This is a genomic window from Amycolatopsis sp. NPDC004378, from assembly GCF_053602455.1.
In genome coordinates this window covers 161,879-187,936 of sequence record NZ_JBSGDR010000019.1, presented here as the reverse complement: position 1 = coordinate 187,936, position 26,058 = coordinate 161,879, and the positions used below count along the sequence as shown (strand labels likewise).

Below are 26,058 nucleotides of genomic sequence, written 5' to 3'. Positions count from 1 at the left end.
GTCCACTTCGGACTACTTGCTCGCCACCCGGCGGTAGCGGGCCGTGGCCAGCGGGGCGAACACCGCGATGATCGCGACGCAGCACAGGAGCGCGTACAGGGCCGCGTGCTCCGCCGGCCAGCCCGAGGGCGGTGCGCCGAACCGGTTGCCGAACAGGTCGCGGGTCGCGTTGATCACCGCCGTGAACGGGTTCCAGTCCGCGATCGCCTTGAGGAAGCCCGGCAGGGTCTGCGTCGGGACGAACGCCGACGAGATGAAGCTCAGCGGGAACATCCAGATCAGCCCGAGGCTCTGCGCCACCTCGACGCTGCGCGCCGCCAGGCCGATCAGCGCGCCCACCCACGACAGGGCCCACGCGAACATCAGCATGACCAGGTAGCCGAGCAGCGCGTCCCAGAAGCTGCCGCGGATCCGCCAGCCGACGATCAGGCCGCAGGCCGACATCACGACCAGCGCCACCACGCTGACGACCAGGTCGGACGTCGTGCGGCCGAGGACCACCGCGAGCCGGGACATCGGCAGGGAGCGGAACCGGTCGATGATGCCCTTCTGCAGGTCGTTGGCGAACCCGATGACGGTGAACGCCGAGTTGAACGCCACCGTCTGGGCGAAGATCCCGGCGATGAGGAACTCGCGATAGGCCGCGCCGCCCGCCTCGCCGCCGATCGCGTTGCCGAAGACGTAGGCGAACAGCAGCACGAACATGATCGGCTGCAGCGTCGCGGCCATCAGCCAGTCCGGGTTGCGTCGGACGTTCATCAGGTTGCGCCAGGTGATGACGCCGCCGTCGGAGATGCCCTTCGCGAGCGCGTTCACTTCGCCACCTCTTCGGCCTCGGCGCCGTGGCCGGTCAGGGACAGGAAGACGTCGTCGAGCGTGGGCCGGTGCAGGGCGACGTCCTGGACGGCGATGCCCTGCGCGTCCAGCCGCCGCAACGCCTCGATGAGCGCTTTCGGCCCGGTGTCGACGAGGATCTCGGCGCGCCGGGTGTGGTCGTCGCCGGCCGGCTCGCCCGCGCCGACTTCGCTCAGCACCGCCAGGGTGGCCGGCAGGTCCGCGGCGGAGGCGACGACCAGCTCGAGCCGTTCGCCGCCGATCTGCGCCTTGAGCTCGTCGGCCGTGCCGCGCGCGATCACCTTGCCGTGGTCGATGACGACGATCGAGTCGGCGAGCTGGTCGGCCTCTTCGAGGTACTGGGTGGTCAGCAGCACCGTCGTGCCGTCGGCGACCAGTTCCTTGATGACGCCCCAGGTGTCGAGCCGCCCGCCCGGGTCGAGGCCGGTGGTCGGCTCGTCGAGGACGACGACGACCGGCTCGGCGACCAGCGCGCCGGCCAGGTCGAGCCGCCGGCGCATGCCGCCCGAGTACCCCTTCGCGGGCCGGTCGGCGGCCTCCTCGAGCGCGAACCGCGCGAGCAGTTCGCGGGCGCGCGCCCGGGCCACGGCCTTCTTCCGGCCGTAGAGCCGCCCGACCATGTAGAGGTTTTCGAAACCGGTGAGGTTTTCGTCGACGGCCGCGTACTGGCCGGAGAGCCCGATCCGCTGCCGGACCAGGTCGGGCTCGGCGAGCACGTCGTACCCGGCCACGTGCGCCGTGCCCGAGTCGGGCCGCAGCAGCGTGGTCAGGATGCGGACGGTCGTGGTCTTGCCGGCGCCGTTCGGGCCGAGCAGGCCGAGCACCCGCCCGGCCGGGATGTCGAGGTCGACGCCGTCGAGCGCGCGCGTCGACCCGTAGGTCTTGACGAGTCCGCGCACCTGGACGGCGATGTCCGGTTCGGGCATGGCGATTCCCCTCTCGCTGACACCCGCCAAGCTAGGCCACGCTGTCCGCTTTGTCCTCCGGGTTTATCCCTGAGCCGCCGAGAGCGTCACCGCGAACTCCGGCGGGGTTCGCAGGGACTGGAACACGACGCAGTAGCGCTCGGTCAGCTTCTTCAGCGTGGCGAGCTGGTCTTCGGACGCGTCGGTGTCCAGCTCGAACGACAGCCGGATCGCGCGGAAGCCCACCGGGGCGTCCTTCGCGACGGCCAGGGTGCCGCGGAAGTCGAGGTCGCCCTCGGCGCGGACGCGCCCGCCGCGGACTTCGAGCTCCAGCGACGTCGCGACCGCCCGCAGCGTCACCCCGGCGCACGCGACGAGCGCTTCGAGCAGCATGTCGCCGGAGCAGGCGAGGGTGCCGTCGCCGCCGGTCGCCGGGTGCAGGCCGGCTTCCACGACCGCGCGGCCCGTCTCGACCTTGCAGGAGATGCCGAGGCCGTCGAGTTCGGCGTCGGCGTGCAGCGTCACGAGCGCGCTTTCCGGCTGCTCCCGGTACTTGTCCTTCAGCGGGGCCTGGGCCGCGCGCAGCTCTTCAGTGTCCATGGGCCCGATTGTGCCCCCGGACGCGAAGAAGCGGGGAGACCGGTCGCCCGGCCTCCCCGCTTCAGCGGTTCAGCTTCAGCTCAGGGTGACGGCCACGTCGTCGATGACGAACGAGGTCTGCAGCGAGCTGTCTTCGGTGCCGCTGAACTTCAGCGCGAGGGTGCCGCCGGCGGCCGACGAGACGTCGATCGTCTTGAGCGCGTACCCGGACGCCTTGTTCAGGTTGGAGTAGCTGCCCAGCGTCGCGCTGCCGTTGGTGACGGTCAGCTTGTCGTAGGCGGTGGTGGTGGTCGTTTCCGCGGTGTCGATGTGCAGGTAGAACGTCAGGCTGGCGTGGCAGCCCGCCGGGATGCTCACCGACTGGGCGACGGCCTCGGTGTGGGTCGAGCCGTAGCCGTCGAGGTAGGCGGAGTAGGTGCCGCCGTGCGCGGCCTCACCCGACGAAGCCCACTGGCCGATGGTGCCGGTGTCGCCGGTCCAGTTCGCCGCGCCCGATTCGAAGCCGCCGTTGACGATCTTCTGGCCGGAGCAGCCGCCGGTGGTGCCGACGGTCCACGTGAACGACGCCGTGCCGGTCTTGTTGGCCGCGTCCTTCGCCGTCACCGTGACGTTCGAGCTGCCCGCGGTGGTCGCGGTGCCCGAGATCGTGCCGGTGGAGGCGTTGATGGACAGGCCGGCCGGGAGGCCGGTGGCCGACCAGGTGTACGGCGCGGTGCCGCCGGAAGCCGACAGCGGCAGGTTGACCGAAGCGCCGGTCACGGTCGACTGGTTGCCCGGGTTGGACACGGTGACCGTGCCGGTCGCCGAGCACGTCGGGTCACCCGACTGCGCCGGGACGGAGATCGCGTCCCACGCCGCCTTGACGGTGTTGAACTCGGTGCAGCTGCCCGGGAACAGGTTCTTCGCCGCGGTCAGCGTCCAGGTGCGGTACTTCAGGTACGACGCGCCGCTGGTCTTGAGCAGCATCGCGTTGTAGAAGATCTTCACCGCGTTCTGGACACCGAGGCCGGTGATCGACGAGCTGTTGCAGGTGGAGCTGGTCGGCTGCCCGTTGGTCGGGTTGGTGCCTTCGGCCAGCAGGTAGAACCAGTGGTTGCCGGGCCCGGCCGCGGCGTGCACCTCGGTGCTCGGGATCGAGCTGTCGTAGCAGTTCTTGTCACCCAGCGCCGACGGGTTGTACATGTTGCGGATCGGGCCCGAGCCGACGAGGTTGATCTGCTCGCCGACGAGGAAGTCCGGCACGTCGTACGGCGCCGGCTCGTTCGCGAACCACTCGGTCGAAGCGCCGAAGACGTCCGCGACGAACTCCTGGGTGCCGTTGCCGGAGATGCCGCCCGGGGTGTGGTCGTCGATGCCGTGGCCGTGCTCGTGCGCGACGACGTCGATCGAGCCGATCCACTGGTTCTGCGAGTTGTGCCCGATCTGGACCTGGGTGCCGTCGTAGTAGGCGTTCTCGTCGGCCAGGCCGACGCGGATCGGCCAGCCGCCGCCGTTGCCGTCGAAGCTGTTGCGGCCCAGCCACTGCGAGAGCATCTTGTTCTCGGTCTGGGCGGCGAACAGCGCGTCGACGCAGCCGGTCTCGCGGCTGGTCGCGTTGCCGTTGCCCCAGCTGTCGGTCGTCTTGCTGAAGGTGGTGTTGTTGGCCGCGTCCTGGCAGGACGTGTTGGTGATCGTCGGGTCCTTCAGCGAGTACGTCGAGCCCGAGTGCGTGGTGTCGAGGTGCACCGGGTTCGGGCCGTTCCAGGCGGAGGTGCCGTCACCGTGCAGGACGTGCTCCTGCGTGTGGAGCACCTTCCCGGTGGCGGCGTCGACGATGACGTCGAGGCGGCTCGGGCCTTCGGCGTCGCGGCCGACGACGGTGCTCTTCCACGCCAGCGTCGGCGAGCCGAGGGCGAAGACGACCTGCTCGGCCGGGCTGACGCTGTCCACGGCGGACAGCTGCTTGCGCGCGGTGGCTTCGGCCGCGGCCTTCGTCACCTTGGCGCCGGTGGTGGCGAGGTTGATGGTCTGGTCCTGCGCGACCGAGGTGCCGAGCACCTGGCCCGTCGAGTTGGTCGCGACGACGAAGTCGCCACCGACCACCGGCAGGCCCTTGTAGCTGCGCTCGTACGGGATGTACTGCAGCCCGTTGGTGGCGGAAATCGCTTTCTGGGCCAGGAAAACGTCGTCCGCGCTGGCGTGCAGCGCGGCCGGCCTGCTCGCCACCAGGCCGGCGGCCGCGGTGGCGGCCTGGGCCACCGCGCTCGGCGCGGCGTTCGGGGTGGCGTTCGGGGTGGGTTGTGCCTGTGCGGTGCCGGTGATGCACAGCGCACCGACGAGCACGCCGGTTGCTGCCAAGACGACAGGACGTCTCAGATCCATCGAGGAATCTCCTCCGGGCAGGGTGGACCAGACCCGGGTTCGAGGCCGGGCCGGATCAAGGGGACGCGAGGTGAAGCGGTGGAACGGAAATCAGAATCCGGTGCCGGAGCTTCGTGAACAAGCGACTAACGTACGGTCTTATCTACCGGAAGCAATAACTCCCAAAAAGGACATTCGACCCTATTGGGATTTCTCTTGCTGATCGTCCACTCAGGACCGAACGGGGATCACCGCTGTTCGGGTGATCTTTCCCGCGTCCGAACCGACGAAGGCCCCTTCGCCGGGAATCGGCGAAGGGGCCTTTGGTGGTACGGCTGTGTCAGGCGGTCTTCTCGCGCTTCGGGAGCTTCCAGCCCGGGCGCACGAAGTGGCAGGTGTACCCGTTCGGAATGCGCTGCAGGTAGTCCTGGTGCTCCGGCTCGGCTTCCCAGAAGTCGCCCACCGGGCTGACTTCGGTGACGACCTTGCCGGGCCACAACCCGGACGCGTCGACGTCGGCGATCGTGTCCTCGGCGACCTTCTTCTGGTCGTCGTTCTCGAAGAAGATCGCGGAGCGGTAGCTCATGCCGATGTCGTTGCCCTGACGGTTCTTCGTTGTCGGGTCGTGCACCTGGAAGAAGAACTCGAGCAGGTCCCGGAACGTCGTCTTCGCGGGGTCGTAGACCACCTCGATGGCCTCGGCGTGCGTGCCGTGGTTGCGGTAGGTGGCGTTCGGGACGTCGCCGCCGCTGTAACCGACCCGGGTCGAGATCACCCCGGGCTGACGGCGGAACAGCTCCTGCATGCCCCAGAAGCAGCCGCCGGCCAGGACGGCCCTTTCGGTTGACGTGGTCACGGCGTCACTCCTTCTCCTCGTGTGGTGCTGCCACCTGTACAACTTCGGTGCTCAGCCGATGATTCCACGCGGGGATTACGGAAGCCTGACGTCACCCGGCCTGGAGCTTCGCGAGGGTGAGCACGTCGCCGCCGATGCCCCAGCCGCCGTCGGCGACCTCCTCGACGAGCACCATCGTGTTCGCGCGGGCACGGTCGCCGTAGATCTCGGCGTACAGGTCGGTGGTGCGGGTCACGAGCTGCTCCTTCTGCTCCGGGGTGAGGGTGCCGGCGGGGACCTTGAAGTTGGCGAACGGCATGGGACGTCCTTCGGGTATCGATGTTGTCGGATTGACGTAATCGACGCTAACACGAGGTTGGCATCGGCGCTACCCTTGGATTGATATCAACGATAACGCCTGCTAGCGTCGGTGCCGTGGACTTGAGAACGCGGATCCTGGAGGCGGCGGCCGACCTGCTGTCCCGCTCCGCCGAAGCCGACTTCTCCACGCGGGCGGTCTGTGAGGCGGCCGGTGTCGGCGCGCCCGCGCTCTACCGGCAGTTCGGCGACAAGGAGGGGCTGCTCGCCGCCGTCGTCGACCGCGGGTTCGAGAAGTACCTCGCCGGCAAGCGGGCCGCGAAGCCGTCCGACGACCCGGTGCGCGACCTGCGCGACGGCTGGGACAACCACGTCGCGTTCGCGCTCGACAACCCTAACCACTACCGCCTGATGTACTCGGGCCTGTCGACGCCGCCGGGCGCCGCGGCCGAGGCGCACAGCCTGCTGCTCGCGGTCCTCGAGCGATGCGCGGCCGCCGGGCGGCTCAAGCTGCCGCCGCCGCTCGCCGCGCAGATGGTGATGGCGGCCAACGCCGGCGTCGCGCTGTCGATGATCACGCGTCCCGAGCTGTACTCCGACCGCGGGTTTTCGACGCGGGTCCGGGAGAGCGTGCTGGCCGGAGTCCTCGCCGACGAGCCGGCCGGGCCGGGTGGTGTCGAGGCGACGGCCACGACCCTCGCCGCGCGGCTGCGCGAGGCGCCGCCGGGCATGCTGACGGCGGCGGAGGCGACGTTGTTGCAGGAGTGGCTGGCGAGACTGAGCCTCCACAGTGGACACTGAGCCGGACGGCGGCGGCCGTTGGTCCGTTCGCTTCCTCTTCGCCGCCTGCGCGGCCGGGTTCCGGCGGGGGTGGGACGATGGCGTCGGGGCCGCCCCGATCCGGCCCCGGGGAGGCGCGCGATGCGCGACCAGGAACAGGCCGTCACGGAACGGACCAGCGGGGTGCTGGTCGTCGAAATCCGCGGCGAACTGGACATAGCCACCGTGCTTCGGTGGACAACGCTCATCGAAGCCGCGATCTGCGAGCTTCCGGAGCCGCACCTGCTGGTGCTCGACCTGACGTCACTGGAGTTCTTGTCGGCGCGCGGGGCCCGTGGCCTGCTCGAGGCGCTGGAAAGCTGCCGGGAGCGCGGGATAGCCGGGTGCCTGATCGCCACGCCCGGGACGGTGGCGGCCCGGGTGGTCCGGCTGACCGGGCTCGTCGACCGGGTCCCGGTGTTCCCGAACCGGCTCTCGGCGATCGCCGCGTACCAGCCGGTGGAAATGCGCTGGCTGCCGGGCTGACGGCCCGTCCACGACACGACCCCGGCGCGGGCCCTGCGCCGGGTGCTATTCGCCGCGCATCGACCGGCGGATCTCGGCCAGCCGGTCCTTGGCCGCCTGGTCGCGGTCGGCGATCTTCTTGTCCAGGGTCTCCGCGGTGTGGTCGGTCCCGAGACCGGCCACCTCGACCGACCCGACCGACGTGTGGTAGCGGTTTTCGATCTTGTCCCGGACGAAGTCGAAGCTGGGTACGCCGCCCTCGCTGTAGTCCGGGTCCGGCAGGGGCGGCGAGGGGATCGCGATCGCGGCCGTGGGGGTCTCGTCGACGATCTCGCCGTCCACGATGTCCGGGTCCTCGGGTTTGCTCATCGTCGCCTCCTCGCCGCCGCTCGGCCCTTCCGACCTTAGCGCCGAAGCGGCGCCCCGGTCAGCGACTCGCGGACGGCCCGTTCGACGAGGGCGTGGACCGGACCGCGGTCCAGCTGCGTCGAGGTGAACTCAAAATGAACGACAGGTGGGAAACCGCCAGTGGGTAATTCGGCCGTGGGGCGGCGGGGCGCGGTGGGGAATTCTCGACGCGCACAGCCGGTGTCCGGAGGGAGCAGACATGAGTGCCGGGGCCTACCACGCCGAAACCACGGAGATGGGGACGGTCGTCAAGGCGGTCGAGGAGGTCGGATCGTCCTTCGTGTCCACGACCCGCGACCTGGAAGGCCTGGTGCTCGACGCGTTGTCGTTCGCCGGGATCGGCAGCGGGGTCGCCGCCGCGAACTCGGCGTTGCACTCGACGCTGGGCAGCGCGCTCCAGAAGTTCCTCAGTCTCATCACGAACGTGAACCAGAACGTCCAGACGGCCGCGAACGGCTACAACGCGGCCGATTCCGACGTCGCCCAGGCCTACGGCGGCGGGCAGAACGGGGCCGCCCAAGGCGGTGGTGGGGCGGCGGCCGCGGCGGCGTCGCCGCAGCTCGACCCGCGCGTCGTCGACTCGATCATGCGGTCCGAAGGCGCGACGGGGGAGCAGGGCGGCGTGCCCGAGGCCTACGGCTTCCGGCAGAACATGCACAACGGCTACGACCGGATCATCGCCGCCCGCGAGCAGTACGGGCAGGGCAGCGCCGAGGAACGCGCCGTCGTCTCCGACCTGATGACGGCGAACGCGCGCACGGCCGGTGCGCTCAACTTCACCGACCCCGGCACGCAGGCCGCGATCATGTCCGGCGCCCACATGCGCGGCGCCGGCGGGGTCCGCGCGATCCTCAACCACATGGCGGGCGACGACATCGTCCGCAGCTCCGGCACGATCAGCGACGCGGCGGTCCAGCACGCGCAGGGCCTGACGCCCGAGCAGTTCCAGCAGGAGTTCCACGACGCCCGCATCGAGTACGACCGCCAGATCTACGGCGACACGACTACGCGCCAGGGCGGGCACACGGCGAACTGGTGGGACCGCTACGGCAACGGGCTGACCCAGCGTTACGACCGCGAGCAGAACGAGTTCCTCCGGCTGTCGCAGCCCCAGAACTGATCTTCGGCGGTTCGAAGATCGGAAAACGGGGCACCCTACACCGTGTAGCCGAACGACGACGGGAGGCACACGATGTTCCGGAGGATGATCGCACTACTGGGCGGGGTCGCCGCGCTGTCGGGGACCGTGGCGTTCGCGGGAACGGCCGAAGCGGCGGCCACGCCGTGCAGCGCCGAAGCGAAGGCCTGCGTCCAGCGCAGTTCGAACACCGCGTGGCTGACGGACGGCACCGGGAACGTCACCTACGGGGGCGTCCCGGTCACTGTCGGGCTGCCGAAGTACCCGACCCCGCTCGGGACGTTCCACGTGCAATACAAGGACATCGACCACTACAGCAAGCAGTACAACGGGCCGATGCCGTACTCGGTGTTCTTCACAACCACCGGGGTCGCGTTCCACCAGGGCAGCCTGAAGGTCAAGTCGCACGGGTGCGTGCACCTTTCGCACGCGGCCGCGGTGACGTTCTACAACGCGCTGCACCCGGGTGACGTCGTCCAGGTCGTGCCCTGATCCGTCCGGTGTGGACGGTCGAGCAGGGCGCCGGTGACGGCGCCGAAGACCAGGTGGTCGAGCACCTGGGGCGTGCGGGGCAACGCCCGCACCGCCGGGTAGGCCCGGCTCGCGATGCCGAGGTCCAGCGCCGCGATCGCGAGCCCGGCCACCGCGCCCTTCAGGACGCCCCGGCAGCCGGTGGCCGCGAGGACACCGGTCCAGGCGGCCGAGACGAGGGCGTGCGCGACCAGTCCGGCGGCGACGCCGGGCCGGTCGCGCCGGCCGGGCAGCAGGGTGCCCGCCGCGCGGGTCGCGGCGAGGACGTCGCGGCCGGTGACCAGGGCGTGGGCGGTCGAGGGGAGCCCGCTCACGACGGCGGCGACGGCGCCCGCCCGCGCGACGTTCACCGCGCGGCCAGGTACGCGGCCACCCGGATCCGCAACCCGCGGACGTGGGGGAGCGCGATCGTGAACTCGCGCGTCGGCCGGTAGCCGGGCCACGGGTCGCCGTGGGTGCACGGTCCCGTGAAGTAGACGAAGCCGTCTTCGTCGTCGAAGCGCCCGGGCGACCAGCGCGCGGCGTCGCCCGCGCGGCGATCGGCGCAGTCGGCTCGCGCGAGCCAGTACACCTCGTGCTTCATGACGCGCTTGAGCTGCCCGGCGAACGCCGGCAGATCGGGCTCCGGCAGGCCGAGTCCGCGCCCGCCCCAGACCCGTGGCGCGCGCTCGGACGTGCGCGCGGGGCAGCCGAAGGTGACCTCGCCACCGGCGTAGTGACGGGCCCAGTTTTCCGTTGCCAGGTCGGAGAAAGAAGATCCGCCGGTGATCTCCAGCGTCATGGGGGAACGATAGTCGATCACGGCGGGACGGGTACCGCCGCGCGGGTGTCGATCACTGATCTCATGGTGTATACAGTATGCAGTAGGCTACCGCCGGGCTGAGGAGGCCGCCATGTACTCAGTCACCAACCCCGCGACCGGGGACCTGGTGGAAGAGATCCCCAACGCGACCGACGAGGAGGTCCGCGCCGCGATCGACCGCGTCCACGGCGGGTTCGCGGCCTGGCGGGCCCGGCCGGTCGCCGAGCGGGCGGCCGTCGTCCTGCGCGCGGCGGAGCTGTTCGCCGACCGCGCCGACGAGCTGGCCGCGATCATGACGCTGGAAATGGGGAAGCGGATCAACGAGGGCCGCGGCGAGGTCGGCGTCGTCGTCGACATCTTCCGGTACTACGGCGAACGCGGCCCGGAGCTGCTGGCCGACGAGCCGCTCCCGATCCGCGGCGGCGAGGCCGTGCTGACGAAGGAGCCGATCGGGGCGCTGCTCGGCGTCATGCCGTGGAACTTCCCGTGCTACCAGGTCGCCCGGTTCGTCGCGCCGAACCTGGTGCTGGGCAACACGATCCTGCTCAAGCACGCGTCGATCTGCCCGCGTTCGGCGGCGGCGATCGAACAGGTGCTGCGCGACGCCGGCGTGCCTTCGGACGCCTACGTGAACGTGTTCGCCTCGAGCCGTCAGGTGCCGTGGATGCTCGCCGACCCGCGCCTGGTCGGGGTGTCGCTCACGGGCAGCGAGCAGGCGGGCATCTCGGTGGCGGCGGAGGCCGGGCGGAACCTGAAGAAGTGCGTCCTCGAGCTCGGCGGATCCGACCCGCTGATCGTCCTGGACACCGACGACCTGGACGAGACGGTCAAGGTCACGGCGACGGCCCGGATGCGCAACTGCGGCCAGTCGTGCAACGCACCGAAGCGGATGATCGTTTTGGGCGAGCTGTACGACGAGTTCGTCGACCGGCTGGCCAAGCGGGTGACGGAGTACTACGTGCCGGGCGACCCGGCCGACCCGGCGACGACGCTCCCACCACTGGCGTCGATCGCGGCAGCGGACGAAGTGGCGGCCCAGGTCGAGACGGCGATCCGCGAAGGCGCAACCCTCCGGGCGGGCGGCCGGCGCGTCCCCGGCCCGGGCGCGTACCTGGAGGCCACGGTGCTCACCGACGTCACGCCGGAAATGGCGGCGTACCAAGAGGAAATCTTCGGCCCGGTGGTCCTGGTGTTCCGCGCGGACACGGAGGAGGAAGCCATAGCCCTGGCGAACGACACCCCGTTCGGCCTGGGCGCGAGCGTGTTCGGCACGGACCGCGCCCGCGCGGTGCGGGTGGCCCGCGCCATCGAGGCGGGAATGGTCTACCTCAACAAATCGGGCGGCTCGGAAGCGGACCTGCCGTTCGGCGGCATCAAGCGATCCGGCATCGGGCGCGAATTGGGGCCACTGGGCATCGAGGAGTTCATGAACAAGAAACCTATACGCCTCTGACCTGCTGTTTTATTGCTTTTGGCCCCGCCAGGCCGTCGTCAGGCCGTCTCGGAATCCTGGGCCGACTGCTGCGGCCGGCGGGGCTTGAACACTCGGTTGGTCGCTGCCCGGGCCCGCTGTGGCTCGACGGGACGAGGTGGGTAAAGATCCGGGAGGTACACGGGACCTCCTTGAGCAGTACCTTTTATCTTACTATGCAGCGCCACAAGGGCTTCTACTTAGCCCTCAAGGAAGCCAGGCGTGCGAGAAGTTCGGAAGCGGCAGGTCTCCGATGCGGGTTCTTGTGCATCGCGTCGCTAACGATGTTTTTCAGGTGTTCGGGCACCCCGTCGAGCTTGGGATCTCTCTCCATGATTTGAAACATAATCGAAAGCGGGTTTCCCTGCCCAAATGGCTCTTTTCCTGTTGCGGCAAATATTATCACGCCTCCCCAGGAAAATACATCAGATGCTAGCTGGGCAGTCCCGCTTTCGATGTGTTCGGGCGACATGTAGGCAGGCGTTCCTAGGCGAACCATATTCTGCGTTATTGCAGTCGTTGAATCTAGTGAATGTGAGATGCCGAAGTCGATTACTTTCGGCCCATACTTAGAAAGAATGACATTAGATGGCTTCAAATCACGGTGGATCACTTCTACTTCGTGGATAGCGACCAGTGCGGCCGCCATCTGTACTGCGAGGTTGTGGACATCGCCTGGCGAGAGGGCACCCTCGCGTCGCACCTGCTCTTCGAGGGTTGGTCCATCGATGAACTCGGTGACAAGATACGGTCGACCGCTGTCGATGCCGGCGTCGAGTACGGTTGCTGTGCAGAACGCTTGTACTCGGCGTGCGGTTTCCACTTCCTTTATGAAGCGTCTGCTCAAGGTTTCATCTTGCGCGAACTCTGACCGGACGACCTTCAGGGCGGCTACGCCTCCTCCGGGTCTGGCGGCAAGGTAGACGGTGCCCATTGCGCCCTCGCCGAGGTGGCGAAGGAGGGAGTAGGGGCCGACTTGTTGTGGATCCCCGTCGCGAAGAGCAAAGCCGCGCTCGACGACCGGGTGCTCAACGTGTGACTGCTTACCTGGGCTGACTCGAGCACTTGGGCTCGGCGGGGCAACAATGTTTTGCGCACCACTCTGGGTTGTCGGTCGGGGCCACGGTTGGGGCTTCGGCTCGACGACTTTCTTTTTTGAATCATCTGTATTGGTTCTGCGAATTCTTTGTGCTTGCGGACCTCGCTGTCCTTGTCCGACGTCGAATTCGACGCGTTCGTTCTCTTTGAGCGTTTGGTAACCATCTCCTTCGATCTCGCTGTAGTGGGCGAACATGTCAGTACCGTCGTCCGCGGTGACGAAACCGAAACCCTTCTCGTCGTTCCACCACTTCACGTAGCCCTTGGTCAAGGTCTGAACTCCTCTTGTTGTTGGGTCACGTCGGGCGGACTTCGTCGATTAGCTCGACGAACAATGGACTGCCAACGACGTAGCTGCGGTACACGGATGGCTGCTCGACGGTCCCTGCTGTCATACTGCGCGCCAAGAATTCGGCGCGCTGTGGGACCTTGTGCACCTGCTCGAAGACCTCCGATGCGAAGGAGCCGATGCTTGCCGTGGTCTCGTGGCCCACGCCCATTGCGAGCGCCGCGAGCTTCTGCTGGATGATGAACGCGTGCGAACCGAGCCCCTGCGCGAGGTGACTTCCGCCGACGAGGTTGGCCGTCGAACCTCCCAGGAACACCAATCGATCACCGCTGCGTCCTGCGAAGAGAACTACACCTTCGTCTAGAACGGCCCAGTCGAGGTCGACTCGTGCACGGAAGTAGCCGTTCGTGGAACCGAGGTCGCCGACGGGTGCAGTCGCTTCGAGGTGTCGCTCAACGACGGCGAGTTTCGAGAGGCGAGTAGCAGAGGAGGCCAAGGTGGCAGGCCTGCTCAACTTGACTGAAAGGAGCTTCAGATCGATCTTTAGCTCCGAAGCAACCTCTTTACGGAGAGTCGTCGGCATCTGGTCGAGCAGCATCTCAATCTTGCTGTCGGATAGGTATACGAGGTATCGGAGCGGATTCCGCGCCTTCGCTTTTCGCCTGAACATTCGCGCTCCGCCTCGTGGGTATGACCGTGTCGTATACTGCTTCAAGTCCTGAAGTCGAGCAAGTCGGTCTGCTCGTTACAGGTCATGTTGCGACCGGGCGGCGAGGACTGCGACTCGGCCATAGGTCGCCAACACAAAGCCTGCCTACCGCTAACTCCTATCAAGTTGCTTCGACCCCATCAGGCCGTCTCAGGTTCCTTGGCCGTCTTCGGCGGCCGCCGAGGCTTGAACACGCGGTTGGTCGCTGCGCGAGCCCGCTTGTGGCTCGACGGGACGAGGTGGGTGTAGATCCGGAGCGTGTAGCCGGGGTCGTGGTGACCGAGGTACTCGGCGACTTCCTTGATCGACACGCCGTTGGCGAGCATGGTGGACGCGAAGAAATGCCTCATGGCGTGCATGCCGTCCCGACGCTCGACGTACTCCAGGCCAGCGCCCGCGAAGGCCGGTCGCCAGACGTGGTACGTGAAGTTGGCGCCCTTGATCACGTTCCTGATCGGCTGCCCGGCGTAGACGCTGCGCTTTGTTGCCCGGCCGATCAGCACGCGTACGGTCTCCGGCCGGCCACCCGGTTCGAGCCAGGGGAGCGTCAGCGTGACCGGCTCGAAGGTGGCCATGTAGTCGTCAATGTCATCGAGCACGCCCTGCCCGAGCGGCACCACCCGCGTCTTGCCACCCTTGGGCGGGGAGAACACCGGCTGAGTCCCGATCCACCGGATCTGACGCTGAACGTTGACGATCATCTCGTCCCGGTCGACGTCGTCCGGGCTGAACCCGAAGATCTCCATCTGCCGCAGCCCGAGCCCGGCCCCGAGCGGCACCGTGACGGTGTACTCGGCGGGCAGCGCGAGCCGAACCGCGCGGACTCGACTGTCCGGCCACGGGATGACCTTCCGCTGGACGGGCTTGGGCCGCTTGACGCTCTTCGCGCGGCAGGGATTCGCCCGGATCTTCTTGTCGTCGTAGGCCGCCTGGAGGATGGCAGACACGGTGTCGAAGAGCACCGCGCGGGTGGACGCCATCAGGCCGCGCCCGCCTTCGCTCTTCGGCCGTTCCAGCCCGTCGAGCCAATCGCGAATGGTGTCGGTCTTCGCTGCCACCTTGAGCGGCTTGTCGCCGAGGAACGGGAAGACCCCGGTCTTGAGATGGTTGCTCACCGTCTGCCGGGTCCCCGCGTCGGCCGACTGGCCCTTGCGCCACTGGGCCGTGTAGTCGCGGAACTTCTCTTCGCCGGACTCGGCCGAGATGTACTCACCGGCGAGCACATCGTGTTGCATCTTGGTCAGGAAGGTCTTGGCCTTCGTAAGTTGCTTGTCCGGAAAGGACTTGCTCCGCTCGTTGCCTTCGGGATCGTAGTAGCGGACCTTGTACCGGTCGCCCTTGCCGAACAGTTCGGTCTTCTCGCGGACTGGGTGGCCTTTGGCGTTGAAGACCGGCTTACCGTCCCCGTCTTTCTTCTGCCGCCACCATCGATCTTGCACGTGGCCTTTCATCGTTTTCTCCTATCCTGGTTGGATTTTGATGCGGCTTAACCCCATGCCCGAGGCTGATCGGGCATGGGGTGTCGTAGCCGGGACCTTCTATGCGGCACCGTCATGGCTGAGCTGGTCGATCCAAGCTCGTACCGTTTCGGGGGAGTACCGGACGTGTTTGCCCATCCGAATCCACGCGGGGCCGTAGCTCTTGAAACGCCAGTCCCGCAGGGTCTTCTCGGGTATCCCGAGGAAGGTGGCCAAGTCCTCAGGCGTCCACAGGCCCTCGATGCTCACCACCTTGATCCGTGCGCTCATGTCTGCCCCCTCAGGCCGCCAGAGATGGAGTTGCCGAAGTAACTTCGCCCGGTGGTCCGGCCGCGAGTAGCGCTAGGTCGTACTCCGCCTTCCACGTGATCCGCTCCGAGATGGCGCGCATGACCAATTGGTCCCGTGGCGGGCAGTGGGTGTCGCCGGGCTCGACTTTGCGCCACACGAAACGATCCGGGGCCGGTTCTGGCTTGCTGATCCCGACCGCCGCCAAGGCGGACAGCACGAAGCCCCGGCGATCGGCCTTGTGGTCAGCCACCGTCTTGCCGGACCACTTGCGCGACACGAGGACTCGCCGCCCCGGCAGCCCGAGGGTTGTCCGGCGATGCGCCCGGCCTTTGCAGTGCCCAGGAACCGTCTTCCCGTTCGCTCCCTTCGGGTTGACGCCATACAGCAGCCACACGGCGCAGCGCGGCGAGCACGGCGTCACGGCCAGGTGGGCATGAAGCATGTCGTGGTGATCCCGCTGGCCGGCTGTGTCCGCATCGACGACCTCACCGGTCGACTTCGTCAGGTACTTGGTCAGATAGCCGATGTGCCGCCCGGCCTCCTCCGTCCCGCCGAGGATGCCCTTCGAGTGCACCTGCGTGCCGAACCGCACGACATGAGCCGGTTCCTCCACGGCAGCCACAGCGTCATCCCACGCCGTCAACGGCTCCCGGGTCTCCGGATCCACAAAGGAACGGGAATCGGGATCCCATAACGGGTTCCGGTCCGGGTAGACCAGTTCGTCATGAGTAGGCCACCACACCTGGTGGTAGGTCGCTTCGGTGACGAGCCGGATGGTCTCGTGCGAGATCGCGCCCCGCAACGCCGCGTGCAGATGCGGGGCCGCCCGCTTCTGCGGTTCGACCGTGGCGAAGTACTGCACGTCCCAGCCGACGACGCGGCGGAGGTTCTGCCACCACCGATCCACCAGCGCCGCGAAGTGCACCGCATCCCGAGCCGCCCGCCGATAGTCATACGACGCCGGGTCGACCGGAGAGCCATCCGACCGGACCCGCCCGTAGGTGTCGCAGGTCAGCGTGACGAACATCGACGGCCGGAACTTGCCCGCGAACTCCTTCCCGACCGTCGTCTTTGCGACCTTGCGCCGAGGCAGGTTCGGTGCGTCCTGGCGCCGCTTGGTCGACCGCTTCACCGCCTTGCGTTCCGGGACGTCGAGAGCGGGCAGGCGACCGGTCATGCCCGAGGCCCGCAGTTCCGCGTCCACACTCGCGACCTCTGCCCGGAGCTCTTCGGCCTCTGCCTCGTCCCCGGCCGCCACCACGTCGCGGTAGTGCGCGGCCAGGTCGGCCCGGTAGGTCAGCAGCTCGGTTTGGGTCTCCGAGGGCTTCTCCCGGGTAATCACCGGCTCTTCGGTCAGGTGCCATCCTTCACGGCACTGGGCCTGCCGCAGGGCCTTCGCCTTCCGGGCGCATGGCAGGCACACCGACTCCACGGTAGAGCCGCAGGGGACGGGGACGTAGCGGACTTCGCCGGTTTCGGTGTCGCCGACCTCCATTGTGAACGGCCGGACGCACACTCCGTGCTTCTCCGCCGTGGCCTTGACGACGTCGGCGGAGAGGGCACCGCGGATTCGCTCGATTGGGGTGGCCGGCACCGCCGGGGCCTGCGAGTTTTCGCTGGTGATGGTCATGCCGACCTCCCTTCGCCCGTGCGTCGATCGGCCAGGCTGATCACCTGGGCGCCGCCGTTGGTGACGTAATGCTCCAGTTGCTTGATCGTGTGATCGGGCACCCACCCGGCCCGCACGCGCAGCGGTTCGCGGATGCCTTCGCCCCAGACGTAGCCGACCCCGGCCGCTGATTCCGGGATGCGGTTCGCCCACGCCCCGCGTTCGTACGCGCCGTCTCCGAGGACCATCGGGACCTGCGTCTTCGAGGTCAGCCGCATCGCGATCCGCCGAGGCAGCAGCTCCCGTACCGGCACCGTGTCCTTTGTCGGCTCCTGCACGTAGCCCCGGACCGTGAACCCGAGCGCCCGGCCTTGGGTGGTCAGGATCGCCACCTTCTCCACGATGGCGTCGCGGGTCTTGCGGTCGGTGTACTTGGTCAGCGCGCCGATCTCGTCGAACTCCAGCAGCTCCACCGGGTAGTCGGTGGAGATGGGGACCTGTCGGGTGTGTCCGGCGAACTCGCGCTTGCGCTTGTCCAGCTCGTCCAGGAGGGCGTCAAGGACCTGGACCGCTTCCTGTCCGCTCTGGCCGTAGCGGGCGAAGATCCCGCGCCCGTAGGACAGCTCCATAGCCTTCGGATCGATCCCGGAGACCCGCACCAGACCGGCCCGGATCGCCGAGGCCGCCGCCACCAGCGGGCACCACATCACCGAGTTCTTCCCCGACCCGGTGGCCCCGGCAACCAGGGTGTGCGCGCCGGTACCGACCAGCGGGAGCCGCCAGGGCTTGCCGTACTCGGTCGACCCGGCGAACACCGCCCGCAGGTCCACCCCGGTGCCGTCCGCGGAGACCAACTCCGGCACAGGCAGGCACGCGACCGGTGAGGCGAGGAGGTCCCGGCGCATGAAGTCGATCGAGACCACGTCGGGCTCGAGTTCCCGGATCTGGCAGCGGGTGACCTTCCTGGCGACCGCCAGCGCGCGGGCTCCGTCGTCGAAGTCCTCTGGCTTCTGACCGGGCACCAGCCGTACCCGGACCTCATCCCACGAGGCCCCGGAACGGACCGACAGCAGCTTGGGCACCGCGATCCCGGCCGACCGGTCCTGACTGTGGGAAACCGTCTTCCGGCCTCGTCGACCGCCGACCAGGGACACCGTGACGTCGACCGGCACCGAGGCGTCCCGGACCACCAGGCCGCAGGCGGTCAGCCAGCCGGCCAGCTTCCGGCCGTAGAGCGCCCAGCGTAGCCACCACGAGCGCACCCACCGCCCGCACCACTGGTCGTAGCTCACCGCGTCCAGCCGCCACCAAACGAGCTGTACCAGGCCGAGCACGACGAGGGTGACCAGGAGCGAGAGCCCGCCGAGGTACCGGCACCAGGCCCACGCCGCGACGAGGGTGAGGCAGGTCCGCCAGTGCGTCACAAGTTGCCGAACAACCCAGCCGATCGCGCGCGCCAGGCCCCAGACCACCATCCCGACGACCGCGAGCGCGGCCAGCATCTCCGCCAAGCCCGCCAGCGCCCGGCCGATCTTCGCCAGCACCCACAGCAGCACCGCCAGGCCACCGCCGACTGCCATCAGCGTCATCACGCCGTGCGCGTCCATCAGCGACCACCCCGCACACCGGCCGTGTGGAGGACCAGCGGCAGCATGCCCATGCAGGGGGCGCACTTGGTCTCTCCGGGCAGCAGGCGCGCGAACTTCTTGCATTCCGCGCAGCGCATCCGGGTGACCCCGGTTGACTGGCGTTGGTTGTCATCATTTATCGTTTGCATTGTTCACTTCTCCAGTGGACAGACGCAGAACCGGCGAAAAGGTTGGTAGCCAGGGAACCGGTTCTGCGTTCTAAAAGGGACACTTGCGTGCACGTGGGGACGCGTTTATCCGCCACACGTCCCCACGTGCGGAATCATCGATCTTCAGTTCTTCTCAGACTTGTCTGTACTGTCCTCGTGAGCGGAGCTGGACCCCCTCGGCGAGCAGGATATTGCGAGTTTGGTTGTAGCTCATGCCATACATGGCAGCGACTTGCCGGATCGTCCGTCCGTACTCGTACGAGTTGACCAATCCCGGCGGAGTCGGTGGCAGGCGGATCTTCGGCGGCCGCAGCACAACTCCGGCGTCGATAAGAGTGGTCCGCACCTTCCGGTAGCTGAACGGATACTCTGCCACCAGAGACTCGATCGTCTCACCGTCGGAATAGCGCTTGACCAGCTCGATAACGACTGCCGGATCTACCTCGCTAGTCACGTCTCCTCTCCGAAACCTGATCGCCATTCCGGCCGTTTCGTCAGCTTCTCGACTTGACGCATTTCGTAGCCGACCCAGTACAACGCCTCCCAGTGGTGACGCCGGTCGGTCTTCGCGACCCGTTCGTACATCGCCGCGTTCGCCCGGTGGAACGCCACCCACTCCGCCGTCTTCGCGTCGACCTCGGGGCGCAGCACGAATACCGCCTCCCGGGCGTCAGCCAGCGTCACGACCTCGTCATGCGCCTTGACCACCGTCGCCGTCTCCATCAGATCCGACCGATGCCGCCGCGCGAGCTGTCAGCAGCGCCGCCAGATCGTCCACGCCGTCGCGGAGCCGGAGAAGGAATGCCACGCAGGCCGGCCACTGCTCCAGATCCTCCGGAACCGTGAGAGACACCACCGACGTCGCGCCGGTCACGACCAGCATCGGAGGACTGGCCGGATGAGGTCCGGTCTCCTCCACTGCCACCGAATCCCGGAACTCGACCCTCCACGTCACGCCGAACCCGTCGACCCGAAGCACCATCACCGTCTGCCTTACTTGCCCAATCCCGTGCCAGCTCGGCGAACCCTTCGGCTGCCGACTCCAGAGCCGCGACGCACCACCACGGCAGACCACGCGTCCGCGCCAGCTCATGCCACGCCCGCGACACCCGCCGCGCCGCATGCGACGTGTTGAGCGACGACGTGGGCGAGAAGACCCGCGTGCCGTGCTCCCACGCCGCCATGTAGTCGCGGTACGCCGATTCCCACGCCCGGACCAGCTCGTTGAACGCCGCAGCGTCGCGAACCGGCCCGGACGCGTTCATGCCGCTCACGCCGCCTTGGTCGCAGCTTCGCCAGCCGTGGCGGAGCGCGCCGACTTCGAGCCCGAACCGCTCCCGGCCGCCTTGAAGCCGGTCGCCCGGAACGTGTACGACTGGTACTTGAACTCGCCCTGGCCGGCCACCTTCGGCTCCGCCGTCAGCCCCTCCAGCTCGATCGGACGCATGCCCGGCAGGGCTTCGGAGGTGGCCGGGACCGGCTGAACGTCCGCCAGCAAGGTGATCTCGAACGAGGCCCGCTTCGCCTTCGTCTCATCCGGGTCGGTCACCGTCGCCTTCCACTGGCGCTTGCCCGTCACCTCGTCCACTCGCTGCCGAGCCGGGCGGCCTGCCGTCCGGTCCTCGCGAGACTGGTACTCCGTGTCCGCCGTAACATCGCCGACCATGACGAGCCCCTGCGGGAACGCCTGGTCGAACGCAATTTCGAACCTGTAACCCTTGGCGATAGCCATTTCGCTTGCTCCCTGAATGTTGTTCTCAGTCAGTCGCTTCTGGTGCCTGGTCGTCTACTCGTGTCGTGGTCGAGTTCAGTGCGGCCCGTACCGCTTCGAGTTCCTTGCTCAGCACCGCAATGGCGTCCGAATCCACAAGCAGGACTACCGGGAACGCCTTGCCGAACCGGATCTCGGCTCGGTTCGCGTACGTGAGCGCGCGGACCCGGATGGGGAGATCTGCCGTGACGTGGATCTGGACCGTGTCACGCATGCCGGTCGCGCCTACACCGCAAGCCGACGCAGCGCCTGCGTTCCCACATCACGCGTCCGGCCGTCGAGCACGGGCCCCACGCTTCGAGTCGTCATGCCTGCCTTCCTCTCTTCGCCGCCGGACGGACCCCGGCAATCTGCCCTCCAATCTCCGGCAAAAGGCGGGACATGATCACCACGTGGCGGGACATCTCGGGACGTCCCTGGTACGGTCGAAGACGTCCCTAAAAGTCCCAAGGGGTGCTGATGCCGAACGAACGCCTGCGTGACGCGCTGCTGCGCAACGGCCTGACCTTGGAACAGGTCGCCAAGGCCGTTGGCGTCGACCAGAAGACCGTTGAACGCTGGATCACCAAGGGGCGCCTGCCGTACCCGAAGCACCGGCACAAGATCGCGGCGATGGCGCGCGAGTCAGAGACGTACCTGTGGCCGGACTCGGTGGCACCGGAGCGCAAGGCCGAGACGGCGGCCGCCGAGGTCGTGCGGGTGTTCCCTCACCGCAACGCCATCCCGGTCGAGCTGTGGGACCGGCTGATCAAGGAGGCGTCGGAGACCGTTGAGGTCCTGGTGCACGCTGCCCTGTTCTTGGTCGAGCGCCCGCGCTTCATCAAAGACCTGACGGCCAAGGCTGCGGCCGGTGCGAAGATCCGGCTGGCCTTCGGTGACCCGGAGGGCGACAGCGTCGCACTACGCGGCGAGGAGGAGCAGCTTGGCGACGGAACGCTTCCGGCGCGTATCCGTAACGCCTTGGCGTTCTATCGGCCGCTGATCGGCGTCGAAGGTGTCGAGATGCGGTTCCACAACACGACGCTGTACAACTCGATCTTCCGGTTCGACGACGAGATGATCATCAATACGCATGTGTACGGGTTCCAGGGGGCACACGCCCCGTCGCTCCATCTCAGGCGGCTTTCCGCCGGTGACCTCTTCGAGACGTACTCGGAGAGCTTTGAGTCAGTCTGGAACCTTGCCAAGCCGGCCAGCTTCTGAGGAAGCGATGGTGACTAGGGATGCCGACGTCGATCAGACACCACCCACAAGTTGTTCCTAAGATCAGGGTGGCCCCATCAGTGCCCCAAATAGCTAGGAGGCCACAGCGTGACGCGCGTCGACTACTACAACGACCCCGATGCCCCTAAAGCCAACAGTATCGCCGTTGCGGTTTCTGCATACATCCAGGACGACGAAGGTCGGATTTTGATGATCCGGAGAACGGACAATGACCTGTACTCGATCCCCGGCGGTCAGTTGGAGGTCGGCGAGACCCTGGCGCAGGCAGCTGTTCGTGAAGTCTGCGAAGAGACCGGCATCGAGTGCGAGATAACCGGTGTTATAGGGCTCTATTCTAACCCCGGTCACGTCATTGCCTACGACGACGGCGAGGTCCGCCAAGAGTTTTCGATCTGCTTCCGTGCCAACGCAACGGCAGGTGAATTGCGCACCAGTAGCGAGAGCAAGGAAGTACTTTGGGTCGCACCCTCAGAGTTGAACAACCTGAAAATTCACCAATCGATCCGATTGCGACTGCAACACGCCATGGATAACCAATCAGCCGTCTACTTCACATAGCCCGTCATGTTCCCGCTGGTCGGGCGAATTTGGTGACGTCCGCCATCCCGTCGCCTGGCTATCATGTCGCGCTGGGGGCGGCAGGTTGGCAAGTTCGGCCGACGGATGTGCGGGAAGGTTGCGGCCGAACGCGGTCTAAAACGAGACAACACCAGGCGGCGGGGTGACGACCAAGCGGGTTGCTACTGTAATCCTTCTTGATTTTCGGGATAGATCCTATCCACCTCTTCAAGCCAGCTCTTGTAGTGACTTCGCGATTCGTAGAACATCAACAGTCCCGCATTCATGCGGCTCAAAACTTTATCGAGATCTTTCGAGAACCCTTTTCCGCCTTCAATCGATGTCATCATGGACTCCGTGGTGCTCGTAGCCTCAAGTGACCTCTCTGCCATTTCGCGAACATTTTTAAGAAAATCCAGCACATCTCGATTTTCTGGGTTAGCGGCCTCGCCGCTGGCGCCAACCATGCGAATGATGGAGATAATGCCTGGACCAATTCCCTGAATTACTTCACGCAGCTCGTCGCTGATCCTGAACGACTCTTCAACTACGGGCTGGAGTTCCTTCGCGAGATTCCTAGCTACGGCAAGACGTTGGCCAAATGAGGTTGCATTTGCAATGGGTCCAGTGGCATTCGAAACGAGCTCGTTGAATTGGCTGATCTCCTTACCGTAGGTGCTCGCAAGGATGCCCACGCGGGGTAGGTCTTCTTCCGCTTTGGCTATCTCCTCAAGGGTGCCTTCCCTTAATTCCGGGTTTGCAGTATCGAAATTCTCGTCGGTATCAATGAGTGCACTTGAACTATCGATAGTTGATTGTTCGTCAAGCGCTTCTTCGATTCGCTGGGAGATCTGTTCGATAATCAGCATCCACGACGAAGAACCGACTTCTTCGCCGCGAAGACTGGATGCGTCTTTCCATTGCAATTGTTTAATTTCAGACCATTGTTCGTCATTTGGAAAAAGACGGTCAATTCGATCTTGGGGGAATAAAAGGATAGGGATCACAAGCTTACGGCCCTCGCGGCTGGGCAAGAATGCGAAGAAGCTCGCTAGTTCCTCTCGGCAGGCGGGACTTTTAAGATACGATGGCGATATAAAGGCGAGTAGCACGGTGGCGTTATTTAGGCCTGCACGAATCCTATCTCGCCAGTTCTCGCCAAGTCGAATTGATTCGGTGTCGAAAAATATCCCGACGTCCAGACCGGTTAGGCTTGCGTAGGTGTCCGCTATCCCTTCGGCAAGCTTCTTCACTCGGCCGTGCGAAGAATTATCGTCCTTATGCGCATATGAGACGAACACTGAAACATCGTTACCGGCAACTGCGTGCCGAGTCGGCGGGGTATCCTTGTTCTCATCGGTACTCAATGACAGTCATCCTCATCTCTGCCGAATTTAGCTCTATGGGATCAAGACGCGCCGCCGACGGCGGCGCGCGCGTCACCTCCCGTACGGCGGGCTCGCCCGGATACGACACGGACGGCCTGCCGCTCCGCTTCGGCCGCCGGTCGCCGGGCGGCCCGCCGGAGGGCAGGGCCGCGTACGCACGCCGCCGGGACCTGGTTGATCCGTCCGTCCGCATACGTCCAGAGACGTCGCACAGTCGATCAGTGTTACGCCGACCAGGTCACCATCCGATGACCGCTCCCTCGTCAGCGATCGTTTAACACCGGCCGACCGCCATCAAGGGCGCCTTCGGCGTCGCTGCGCGATGGACGCAAGCGCCCACCCTTGACACCGGCCCTCCGGCGCTAATGGCAGCAGGGACGAGGAAGACGGGGCAGGGCTGCCACCAGGCCAGATGGACACAGGGGCGGCAAGGAGCCAGGCCGTCTACAGGCCGTCAGAAGTCCAGACGGGCCCGGACGCGACCGGACCCAACAGACGCAAAAGAGCAGGTCAGAGGCGGTACGCCCAGGAACGCCCCCAGGCCCACCGACCGCCTGGATAGTTCATGAACAAGAAGCCCATCCGGCTCTGAGGGCTATTCGAGGGCTATTCGGAAACCTCGCCGTCCCGGATGGAGCGGGCCACCTCGCGGTCGATCTCCGCTTGCTCGCGCTCTGCGCCGGCCGCCGATGCCGACAGGCGGGCCTTCGCGCGCTGCACCTCCGCGCCGGCGCGGTCGAGCAGTTCGTGGTCGATCTCCGCGAGGGTGGTTTCGAAGTCCGGACTGGCTCCCGGGAAGGATTCGAAGCGGGCTTCGTGAAAGCGGATTCGCTCCTCGCGCTTGTCGGCCGAGGATTCGCGCTGGTCGGCGCGGTGCTCGCGTTCGTCGGCGCGGTGGTCGCGCTCGTCCGCCTTGCGGTCGCGCTCGTCTGCCTTGCGGTCGCGTTCGTCGGCGATGCGGTCGCGCTCGCTCTTCGCCCGCTCGTCCATGCTTGCCAGGGTACGGCCGGAGAGGACCGGCCGCCTATCGGCTCACGGGATGATGCCCCGTGAGGCCAACGCGTCCGCCAAGCGCTGCCGCAGCTCCTGAGCCGTCGCCTGGACGTCGATCTCCGCCGGTGGGGACAGCACCTTCGAGATCACCGTCGAAAGGTTCTGGTACGCCGGGGTGAGCGGGCGGACCGCCGCGTCCGTGAGGGCCGCCTGGATGTCGCCCTTCATCGGGTACTGGTCGGCCATCGTCGGGTTTTCCTTCGGGTCGGCCGGTTTCGCCGGGTCCAGCGGGCCGTTGTCGCGGTAGATCGACGCGATGCTCGGCGGGATGCCGTCCACCAGGGCCTGGTACTTCTGCGAAGTCGCGTTCCGCAGGCACAGCGCCGCTTCGAACGCTTCCGGCTTGTGCTGCGAATACGTCGACACCGCCAGGTTGAACCCGCCGATCGTGACGCGGCTGGCGCGGCCCGGGTCCACCGCCGGGTAGCGCGTCCACTTGAAGTGCGCGAGGTCCTGCGGCTTTTCCTTGGCGTAGGAGGCGTAGACGAACGGCCAGTTCAGTTCGGTCGCCGCCTGCCCGCGCTGGAAAGCCTGCCGGATGTCGTCCTCCTTCTGGTTGGTCAGCGACGGGTCGGTGATCCCCGCGGTCGTCAGCTTCTTGAGCAGCTCCAGGGCCCGCACGGCGCCGTCGTCCATCACCACGGACTTGCCGTCGTCGGACAGGATGTGCCCGCCCGCGGAGGCGACCAGCGTGTTGTAGAAGACGACCAGGCCTTCGTACTGGGCGCCGGTGAACACGACCTGGTACGGCTTCCCGGCGGCCTTCAGCTGCTGCGCCTGCGTCATCAGCTCGTCGAACGTCTTCGGCGGCGACGGCGTGATCCGGTCGTCGTACCAGAGCAGCTGGACGTTCGTGTTCTTCGTGGCGCCGTACAGCTTTCCGTTCCACTTGGCGGTGGCCAGCGGCCCGGGCAGGACGTCCTGCGTGGCCGCGGCCGCGTTCGCGCCCGTCCACTCCTCGGCCCAGCCCGCCTCGGCGAACTCCGGGACCCACGTGACGTCGAGGCCGAGCACGTCCAGCGAGGTGTCCCCGGCGGCGAGCCGGCGCACCATCTGCTCGCGCTGGCCGTCCGCGCCGCGCGGCAGCTTGTTGTAGACGATCTTGTAGCGGCCCGCGGCCTCCTGCGTGCACCGGTCGACCACCGTCTGCAGGTGGTCCTCCGGCGAGATGTACAGGTTGATCGTCAGGCCCGCGGCCGAGGAGCACGCGGCGAGCGCGGAGGCGGCCAGCGTGACCGCGCCGACGACGGGAAGGAGCTGGCGCATGTCGGCCTCCTTGCCGGACAGGCAACGCTTGATTGCAAG

General features: G+C 66.9%; 30 protein-coding genes. 7 read left to right on the top strand and 23 right to left on the bottom strand.

Going from position 1 to position 26,058, the window contains the following annotated elements:
• Positions 1–12: 12 nt before the first annotated feature.
• The 6 genes from ACWEN0_RS38660 to ACWEN0_RS38635 form a co-directional block, all read right to left on the bottom strand.
• The gene (locus ACWEN0_RS38660; RefSeq protein WP_451984943.1) at positions 13–816 is read right to left on the bottom strand and encodes an ABC transporter permease; all 804 of its coding nucleotides are present in this window, start codon (positions 814–816) and stop codon (positions 13–15) included.
• Positions 813–1,781: an ATP-binding cassette domain-containing protein gene (locus tag ACWEN0_RS38655; RefSeq protein WP_451984941.1), complete on the bottom strand. Its 969-nt coding sequence runs from the start codon at positions 1,779–1,781 to the stop codon at positions 813–815. Before ACWEN0_RS38655 ends, ACWEN0_RS38660 begins: the two co-directional genes overlap by 4 nt.
• Positions 1,782–1,844: 63 nt before the next feature.
• On the bottom strand, positions 1,845–2,360 hold the full coding sequence (locus tag ACWEN0_RS38650) for an OsmC family protein (protein WP_451984939.1): 516 nt from the start codon (positions 2,358–2,360) through the stop codon (positions 1,845–1,847).
• 75 nt (positions 2,361–2,435) lie between these two features.
• Positions 2,436–4,721, bottom strand: a complete 2,286-nt coding sequence (locus ACWEN0_RS38645; RefSeq protein ID WP_451984937.1) for a M4 family metallopeptidase — start codon at positions 4,719–4,721, stop codon at positions 2,436–2,438.
• 319 nt (positions 4,722–5,040) lie between these two features.
• Positions 5,041–5,556, bottom strand: a complete 516-nt coding sequence (gene msrA, locus ACWEN0_RS38640; RefSeq protein ID WP_451984935.1) for a peptide-methionine (S)-S-oxide reductase MsrA — start codon at positions 5,554–5,556, stop codon at positions 5,041–5,043.
• 91 nt (positions 5,557–5,647) lie between these two features.
• Positions 5,648–5,854, bottom strand: coding sequence for a 4-oxalocrotonate tautomerase family protein (locus ACWEN0_RS38635; RefSeq protein WP_284742587.1), 207 nt, complete (start codon positions 5,852–5,854; stop codon positions 5,648–5,650).
• Between the two features lie 116 nt (positions 5,855–5,970).
• On the opposite strand from ACWEN0_RS38635, the gene ACWEN0_RS38630 reads away from it, so the two are divergent.
• Together ACWEN0_RS38630 and ACWEN0_RS38625 are read left to right on the top strand one after the other, a co-directional pair.
• Positions 5,971–6,654 carry a TetR/AcrR family transcriptional regulator gene (locus tag ACWEN0_RS38630; protein ID WP_451984933.1) on the top strand — a complete coding sequence of 228 codons (684 nt, stop codon included), beginning with the start codon at positions 5,971–5,973 and terminating at the stop codon, positions 6,652–6,654.
• Between the two features lie 120 nt (positions 6,655–6,774).
• Positions 6,775–7,158 carry an STAS domain-containing protein gene (locus tag ACWEN0_RS38625; protein ID WP_451984931.1) on the top strand — a complete coding sequence of 128 codons (384 nt, stop codon included), beginning with the start codon at positions 6,775–6,777 and terminating at the stop codon, positions 7,156–7,158.
• A 45-nt stretch (positions 7,159–7,203) separates the two neighbouring features.
• Here the strand turns inward: ACWEN0_RS38625 and ACWEN0_RS38620 are convergent, their stop codons facing one another.
• Entirely contained in the window at positions 7,204–7,506 is a 303-nt protein-coding gene (locus tag ACWEN0_RS38620) for a hypothetical protein (protein ID WP_451984929.1), read from the bottom strand.
• A 238-nt stretch (positions 7,507–7,744) separates the two neighbouring features.
• Between ACWEN0_RS38620 and ACWEN0_RS38615 the strand changes: the two genes are divergently transcribed.
• Positions 7,745–8,665: a hypothetical protein gene (locus ACWEN0_RS38615; protein WP_451984927.1), complete on the top strand. Its 921-nt coding sequence runs from the start codon at positions 7,745–7,747 to the stop codon at positions 8,663–8,665.
• A gap of 84 nt (positions 8,666–8,749) precedes the next feature.
• Complete coding sequence (locus tag ACWEN0_RS38610; protein WP_451984925.1) at positions 8,750–9,175, top strand: L,D-transpeptidase; 426 nt, start codon at positions 8,750–8,752, stop codon at positions 9,173–9,175.
• On the opposite strand, the gene ACWEN0_RS38605 is transcribed toward ACWEN0_RS38610, so the two are convergent.
• Entirely contained in the window at positions 9,130–9,564 is a 435-nt protein-coding gene (locus tag ACWEN0_RS38605) for a hypothetical protein (RefSeq protein WP_451984923.1), read from the bottom strand. The two genes, ACWEN0_RS38610 and ACWEN0_RS38605, sit on opposite strands and share 46 nt — an antisense overlap.
• The gene (locus ACWEN0_RS38600) at positions 9,561–9,995 is read right to left on the bottom strand and encodes a hypothetical protein (protein ID WP_451984921.1); all 435 of its coding nucleotides are present in this window, start codon (positions 9,993–9,995) and stop codon (positions 9,561–9,563) included. Before ACWEN0_RS38600 ends, ACWEN0_RS38605 begins: the two co-directional genes overlap by 4 nt.
• 112 nt (positions 9,996–10,107) lie before the next feature.
• On the opposite strand from ACWEN0_RS38600, the gene ACWEN0_RS38595 reads away from it, so the two are divergent.
• Complete coding sequence (locus ACWEN0_RS38595; RefSeq protein WP_451984919.1) at positions 10,108–11,469, top strand: NAD-dependent succinate-semialdehyde dehydrogenase; 1,362 nt, start codon at positions 10,108–10,110, stop codon at positions 11,467–11,469.
• 214 nt (positions 11,470–11,683) lie between these two features.
• Here the strand turns inward: ACWEN0_RS38595 and ACWEN0_RS38590 are convergent, their stop codons facing one another.
• From ACWEN0_RS38590 to ACWEN0_RS38540, 11 genes are all read right to left on the bottom strand, one after another.
• Positions 11,684–12,856, bottom strand: coding sequence for a protein kinase domain-containing protein (locus tag ACWEN0_RS38590; protein WP_451984917.1), 1,173 nt, complete (start codon positions 12,854–12,856; stop codon positions 11,684–11,686).
• Between the two features lie 25 nt (positions 12,857–12,881).
• The gene (locus ACWEN0_RS38585; protein WP_451984915.1) at positions 12,882–13,544 is read right to left on the bottom strand and encodes a DUF7019 family protein; all 663 of its coding nucleotides are present in this window, start codon (positions 13,542–13,544) and stop codon (positions 12,882–12,884) included.
• A gap of 179 nt (positions 13,545–13,723) precedes the next feature.
• Positions 13,724–15,034, bottom strand: coding sequence for a tyrosine-type recombinase/integrase (locus ACWEN0_RS38580; RefSeq protein ID WP_451984913.1), 1,311 nt, complete (start codon positions 15,032–15,034; stop codon positions 13,724–13,726).
• A gap of 87 nt (positions 15,035–15,121) precedes the next feature.
• Positions 15,122–15,331 (bottom strand): helix-turn-helix domain-containing protein, encoded by a 210-nt coding sequence (locus ACWEN0_RS38575; protein ID WP_451984911.1) that lies wholly within the window; start codon positions 15,329–15,331, stop codon positions 15,122–15,124.
• 10 nt (positions 15,332–15,341) lie between these two features.
• Positions 15,342–16,982, bottom strand: coding sequence for a replication initiator (locus ACWEN0_RS38570; RefSeq protein ID WP_451984909.1), 1,641 nt, complete (start codon positions 16,980–16,982; stop codon positions 15,342–15,344).
• Positions 16,979–18,568 carry an FtsK/SpoIIIE domain-containing protein gene (locus ACWEN0_RS38565; protein WP_451984907.1) on the bottom strand — a complete coding sequence of 530 codons (1,590 nt, stop codon included), beginning with the start codon at positions 18,566–18,568 and terminating at the stop codon, positions 16,979–16,981. Before ACWEN0_RS38565 ends, ACWEN0_RS38570 begins: the two co-directional genes overlap by 4 nt.
• Positions 18,569–18,892: 324 nt before the next feature.
• Positions 18,893–19,213, bottom strand: coding sequence for a helix-turn-helix domain-containing protein (locus ACWEN0_RS38560; RefSeq protein WP_451984905.1), 321 nt, complete (start codon positions 19,211–19,213; stop codon positions 18,893–18,895).
• A complete protein-coding gene (locus ACWEN0_RS38555) occupies positions 19,210–19,467 on the bottom strand; it encodes an AMED_5909 family protein (RefSeq protein WP_451984903.1) in 258 nt (85 codons plus the stop codon). The genes ACWEN0_RS38560 and ACWEN0_RS38555 overlap by 4 nt, the downstream gene beginning before the upstream one ends.
• Positions 19,451–19,741, bottom strand: coding sequence for a hypothetical protein (locus ACWEN0_RS38550; RefSeq protein ID WP_451984901.1), 291 nt, complete (start codon positions 19,739–19,741; stop codon positions 19,451–19,453). The genes ACWEN0_RS38555 and ACWEN0_RS38550 overlap by 17 nt, the downstream gene beginning before the upstream one ends.
• Positions 19,742–20,029: 288 nt before the next feature.
• The gene (locus ACWEN0_RS38545; RefSeq protein ID WP_451984899.1) at positions 20,030–20,491 is read right to left on the bottom strand and encodes a hypothetical protein; all 462 of its coding nucleotides are present in this window, start codon (positions 20,489–20,491) and stop codon (positions 20,030–20,032) included.
• Positions 20,492–20,516: 25 nt separating this feature from the next.
• Positions 20,517–20,744 (bottom strand): hypothetical protein, encoded by a 228-nt coding sequence (locus ACWEN0_RS38540; protein ID WP_451984897.1) that lies wholly within the window; start codon positions 20,742–20,744, stop codon positions 20,517–20,519.
• A 245-nt stretch (positions 20,745–20,989) separates the two neighbouring features.
• Between ACWEN0_RS38540 and ACWEN0_RS38535 the strand changes: the two genes are divergently transcribed.
• Positions 20,990–21,733 (top strand): helix-turn-helix domain-containing protein, encoded by a 744-nt coding sequence (locus ACWEN0_RS38535; RefSeq protein WP_451984895.1) that lies wholly within the window; start codon positions 20,990–20,992, stop codon positions 21,731–21,733.
• 108 nt (positions 21,734–21,841) lie between these two features.
• A complete protein-coding gene (locus tag ACWEN0_RS38530; protein ID WP_451984893.1) occupies positions 21,842–22,312 on the top strand; it encodes an NUDIX hydrolase in 471 nt (156 codons plus the stop codon).
• A 182-nt stretch (positions 22,313–22,494) separates the two neighbouring features.
• Here the strand turns inward: ACWEN0_RS38530 and ACWEN0_RS38525 are convergent, their stop codons facing one another.
• The 3 genes from ACWEN0_RS38525 to ACWEN0_RS38515 form a co-directional block, all read right to left on the bottom strand.
• Complete coding sequence (locus ACWEN0_RS38525; RefSeq protein WP_451984891.1) at positions 22,495–23,679, bottom strand: toll/interleukin-1 receptor domain-containing protein; 1,185 nt, start codon at positions 23,677–23,679, stop codon at positions 22,495–22,497.
• Positions 23,680–24,306: 627 nt separating this feature from the next.
• A complete protein-coding gene (locus ACWEN0_RS38520) occupies positions 24,307–24,690 on the bottom strand; it encodes a hypothetical protein (protein ID WP_451984889.1) in 384 nt (127 codons plus the stop codon).
• A 42-nt stretch (positions 24,691–24,732) separates the two neighbouring features.
• Positions 24,733–26,019 (bottom strand): ABC transporter substrate-binding protein, encoded by a 1,287-nt coding sequence (locus tag ACWEN0_RS38515; RefSeq protein WP_451984887.1) that lies wholly within the window; start codon positions 26,017–26,019, stop codon positions 24,733–24,735.
• Positions 26,020–26,058: the final 39 nt, after the last annotated feature.

Excerpts from the sequence above, each read along its gene's own strand:
- ACWEN0_RS38600 (WP_451984921.1), bottom strand. The coding sequence starts at position 9,995 with ATGACGCTGGAGATCACCGGCGGATCTTCTTTCTCCGACCTGGCAACG.
- ACWEN0_RS38655 (WP_451984941.1), bottom strand. The coding sequence starts at position 1,781 with ATGCCCGAACCGGACATCGCCGTCCAGGTGCGCGGACTCGTCAAGACC.
- ACWEN0_RS38615 (WP_451984927.1), top strand. The coding sequence starts at position 7,745 with ATGAGTGCCGGGGCCTACCACGCCGAAACCACGGAGATGGGGACGGTC.
- ACWEN0_RS38580 (WP_451984913.1), bottom strand. The coding sequence starts at position 15,034 with ATGAAAGGCCACGTGCAAGATCGATGGTGGCGGCAGAAGAAAGACGGG.
- ACWEN0_RS38550 (WP_451984901.1), bottom strand. The coding sequence starts at position 19,741 with ATGGTGCTTCGGGTCGACGGGTTCGGCGTGACGTGGAGGGTCGAGTTC.
- ACWEN0_RS38515 (WP_451984887.1), bottom strand. The coding sequence starts at position 26,019 with ATGCGCCAGCTCCTTCCCGTCGTCGGCGCGGTCACGCTGGCCGCCTCC.
- ACWEN0_RS38650 (WP_451984939.1), bottom strand. The coding sequence starts at position 2,360 with ATGGACACTGAAGAGCTGCGCGCGGCCCAGGCCCCGCTGAAGGACAAG.
- ACWEN0_RS38565 (WP_451984907.1), bottom strand. The coding sequence starts at position 18,568 with ATGGACGCGCACGGCGTGATGACGCTGATGGCAGTCGGCGGTGGCCTG.
- ACWEN0_RS38585 (WP_451984915.1), bottom strand. The coding sequence starts at position 13,544 with ATGTTCAGGCGAAAAGCGAAGGCGCGGAATCCGCTCCGATACCTCGTA.
- ACWEN0_RS38620 (WP_451984929.1), bottom strand. The coding sequence starts at position 7,506 with ATGAGCAAACCCGAGGACCCGGACATCGTGGACGGCGAGATCGTCGAC.
- ACWEN0_RS38575 (WP_451984911.1), bottom strand. The coding sequence starts at position 15,331 with ATGAGCGCACGGATCAAGGTGGTGAGCATCGAGGGCCTGTGGACGCCT.
- ACWEN0_RS38595 (WP_451984919.1), top strand. The coding sequence starts at position 10,108 with ATGTACTCAGTCACCAACCCCGCGACCGGGGACCTGGTGGAAGAGATC.
- ACWEN0_RS38540 (WP_451984897.1), bottom strand. The coding sequence starts at position 20,744 with ATGCGTGACACGGTCCAGATCCACGTCACGGCAGATCTCCCCATCCGG.
- ACWEN0_RS38535 (WP_451984895.1), top strand. The coding sequence starts at position 20,990 with ATGCCGAACGAACGCCTGCGTGACGCGCTGCTGCGCAACGGCCTGACC.
- ACWEN0_RS38570 (WP_451984909.1), bottom strand. The coding sequence starts at position 16,982 with ATGACCATCACCAGCGAAAACTCGCAGGCCCCGGCGGTGCCGGCCACC.
- ACWEN0_RS38610 (WP_451984925.1), top strand. The coding sequence starts at position 8,750 with ATGATCGCACTACTGGGCGGGGTCGCCGCGCTGTCGGGGACCGTGGCG.
- ACWEN0_RS38520 (WP_451984889.1), bottom strand. The coding sequence starts at position 24,690 with ATGGACGAGCGGGCGAAGAGCGAGCGCGACCGCATCGCCGACGAACGC.
- ACWEN0_RS38645 (WP_451984937.1), bottom strand. The coding sequence starts at position 4,721 with ATGGATCTGAGACGTCCTGTCGTCTTGGCAGCAACCGGCGTGCTCGTC.
- ACWEN0_RS38635 (WP_284742587.1), bottom strand. The coding sequence starts at position 5,854 with ATGCCGTTCGCCAACTTCAAGGTCCCCGCCGGCACCCTCACCCCGGAG.
- ACWEN0_RS38625 (WP_451984931.1), top strand. The coding sequence starts at position 6,775 with ATGCGCGACCAGGAACAGGCCGTCACGGAACGGACCAGCGGGGTGCTG.
- ACWEN0_RS38545 (WP_451984899.1), bottom strand. The coding sequence starts at position 20,491 with ATGGCTATCGCCAAGGGTTACAGGTTCGAAATTGCGTTCGACCAGGCG.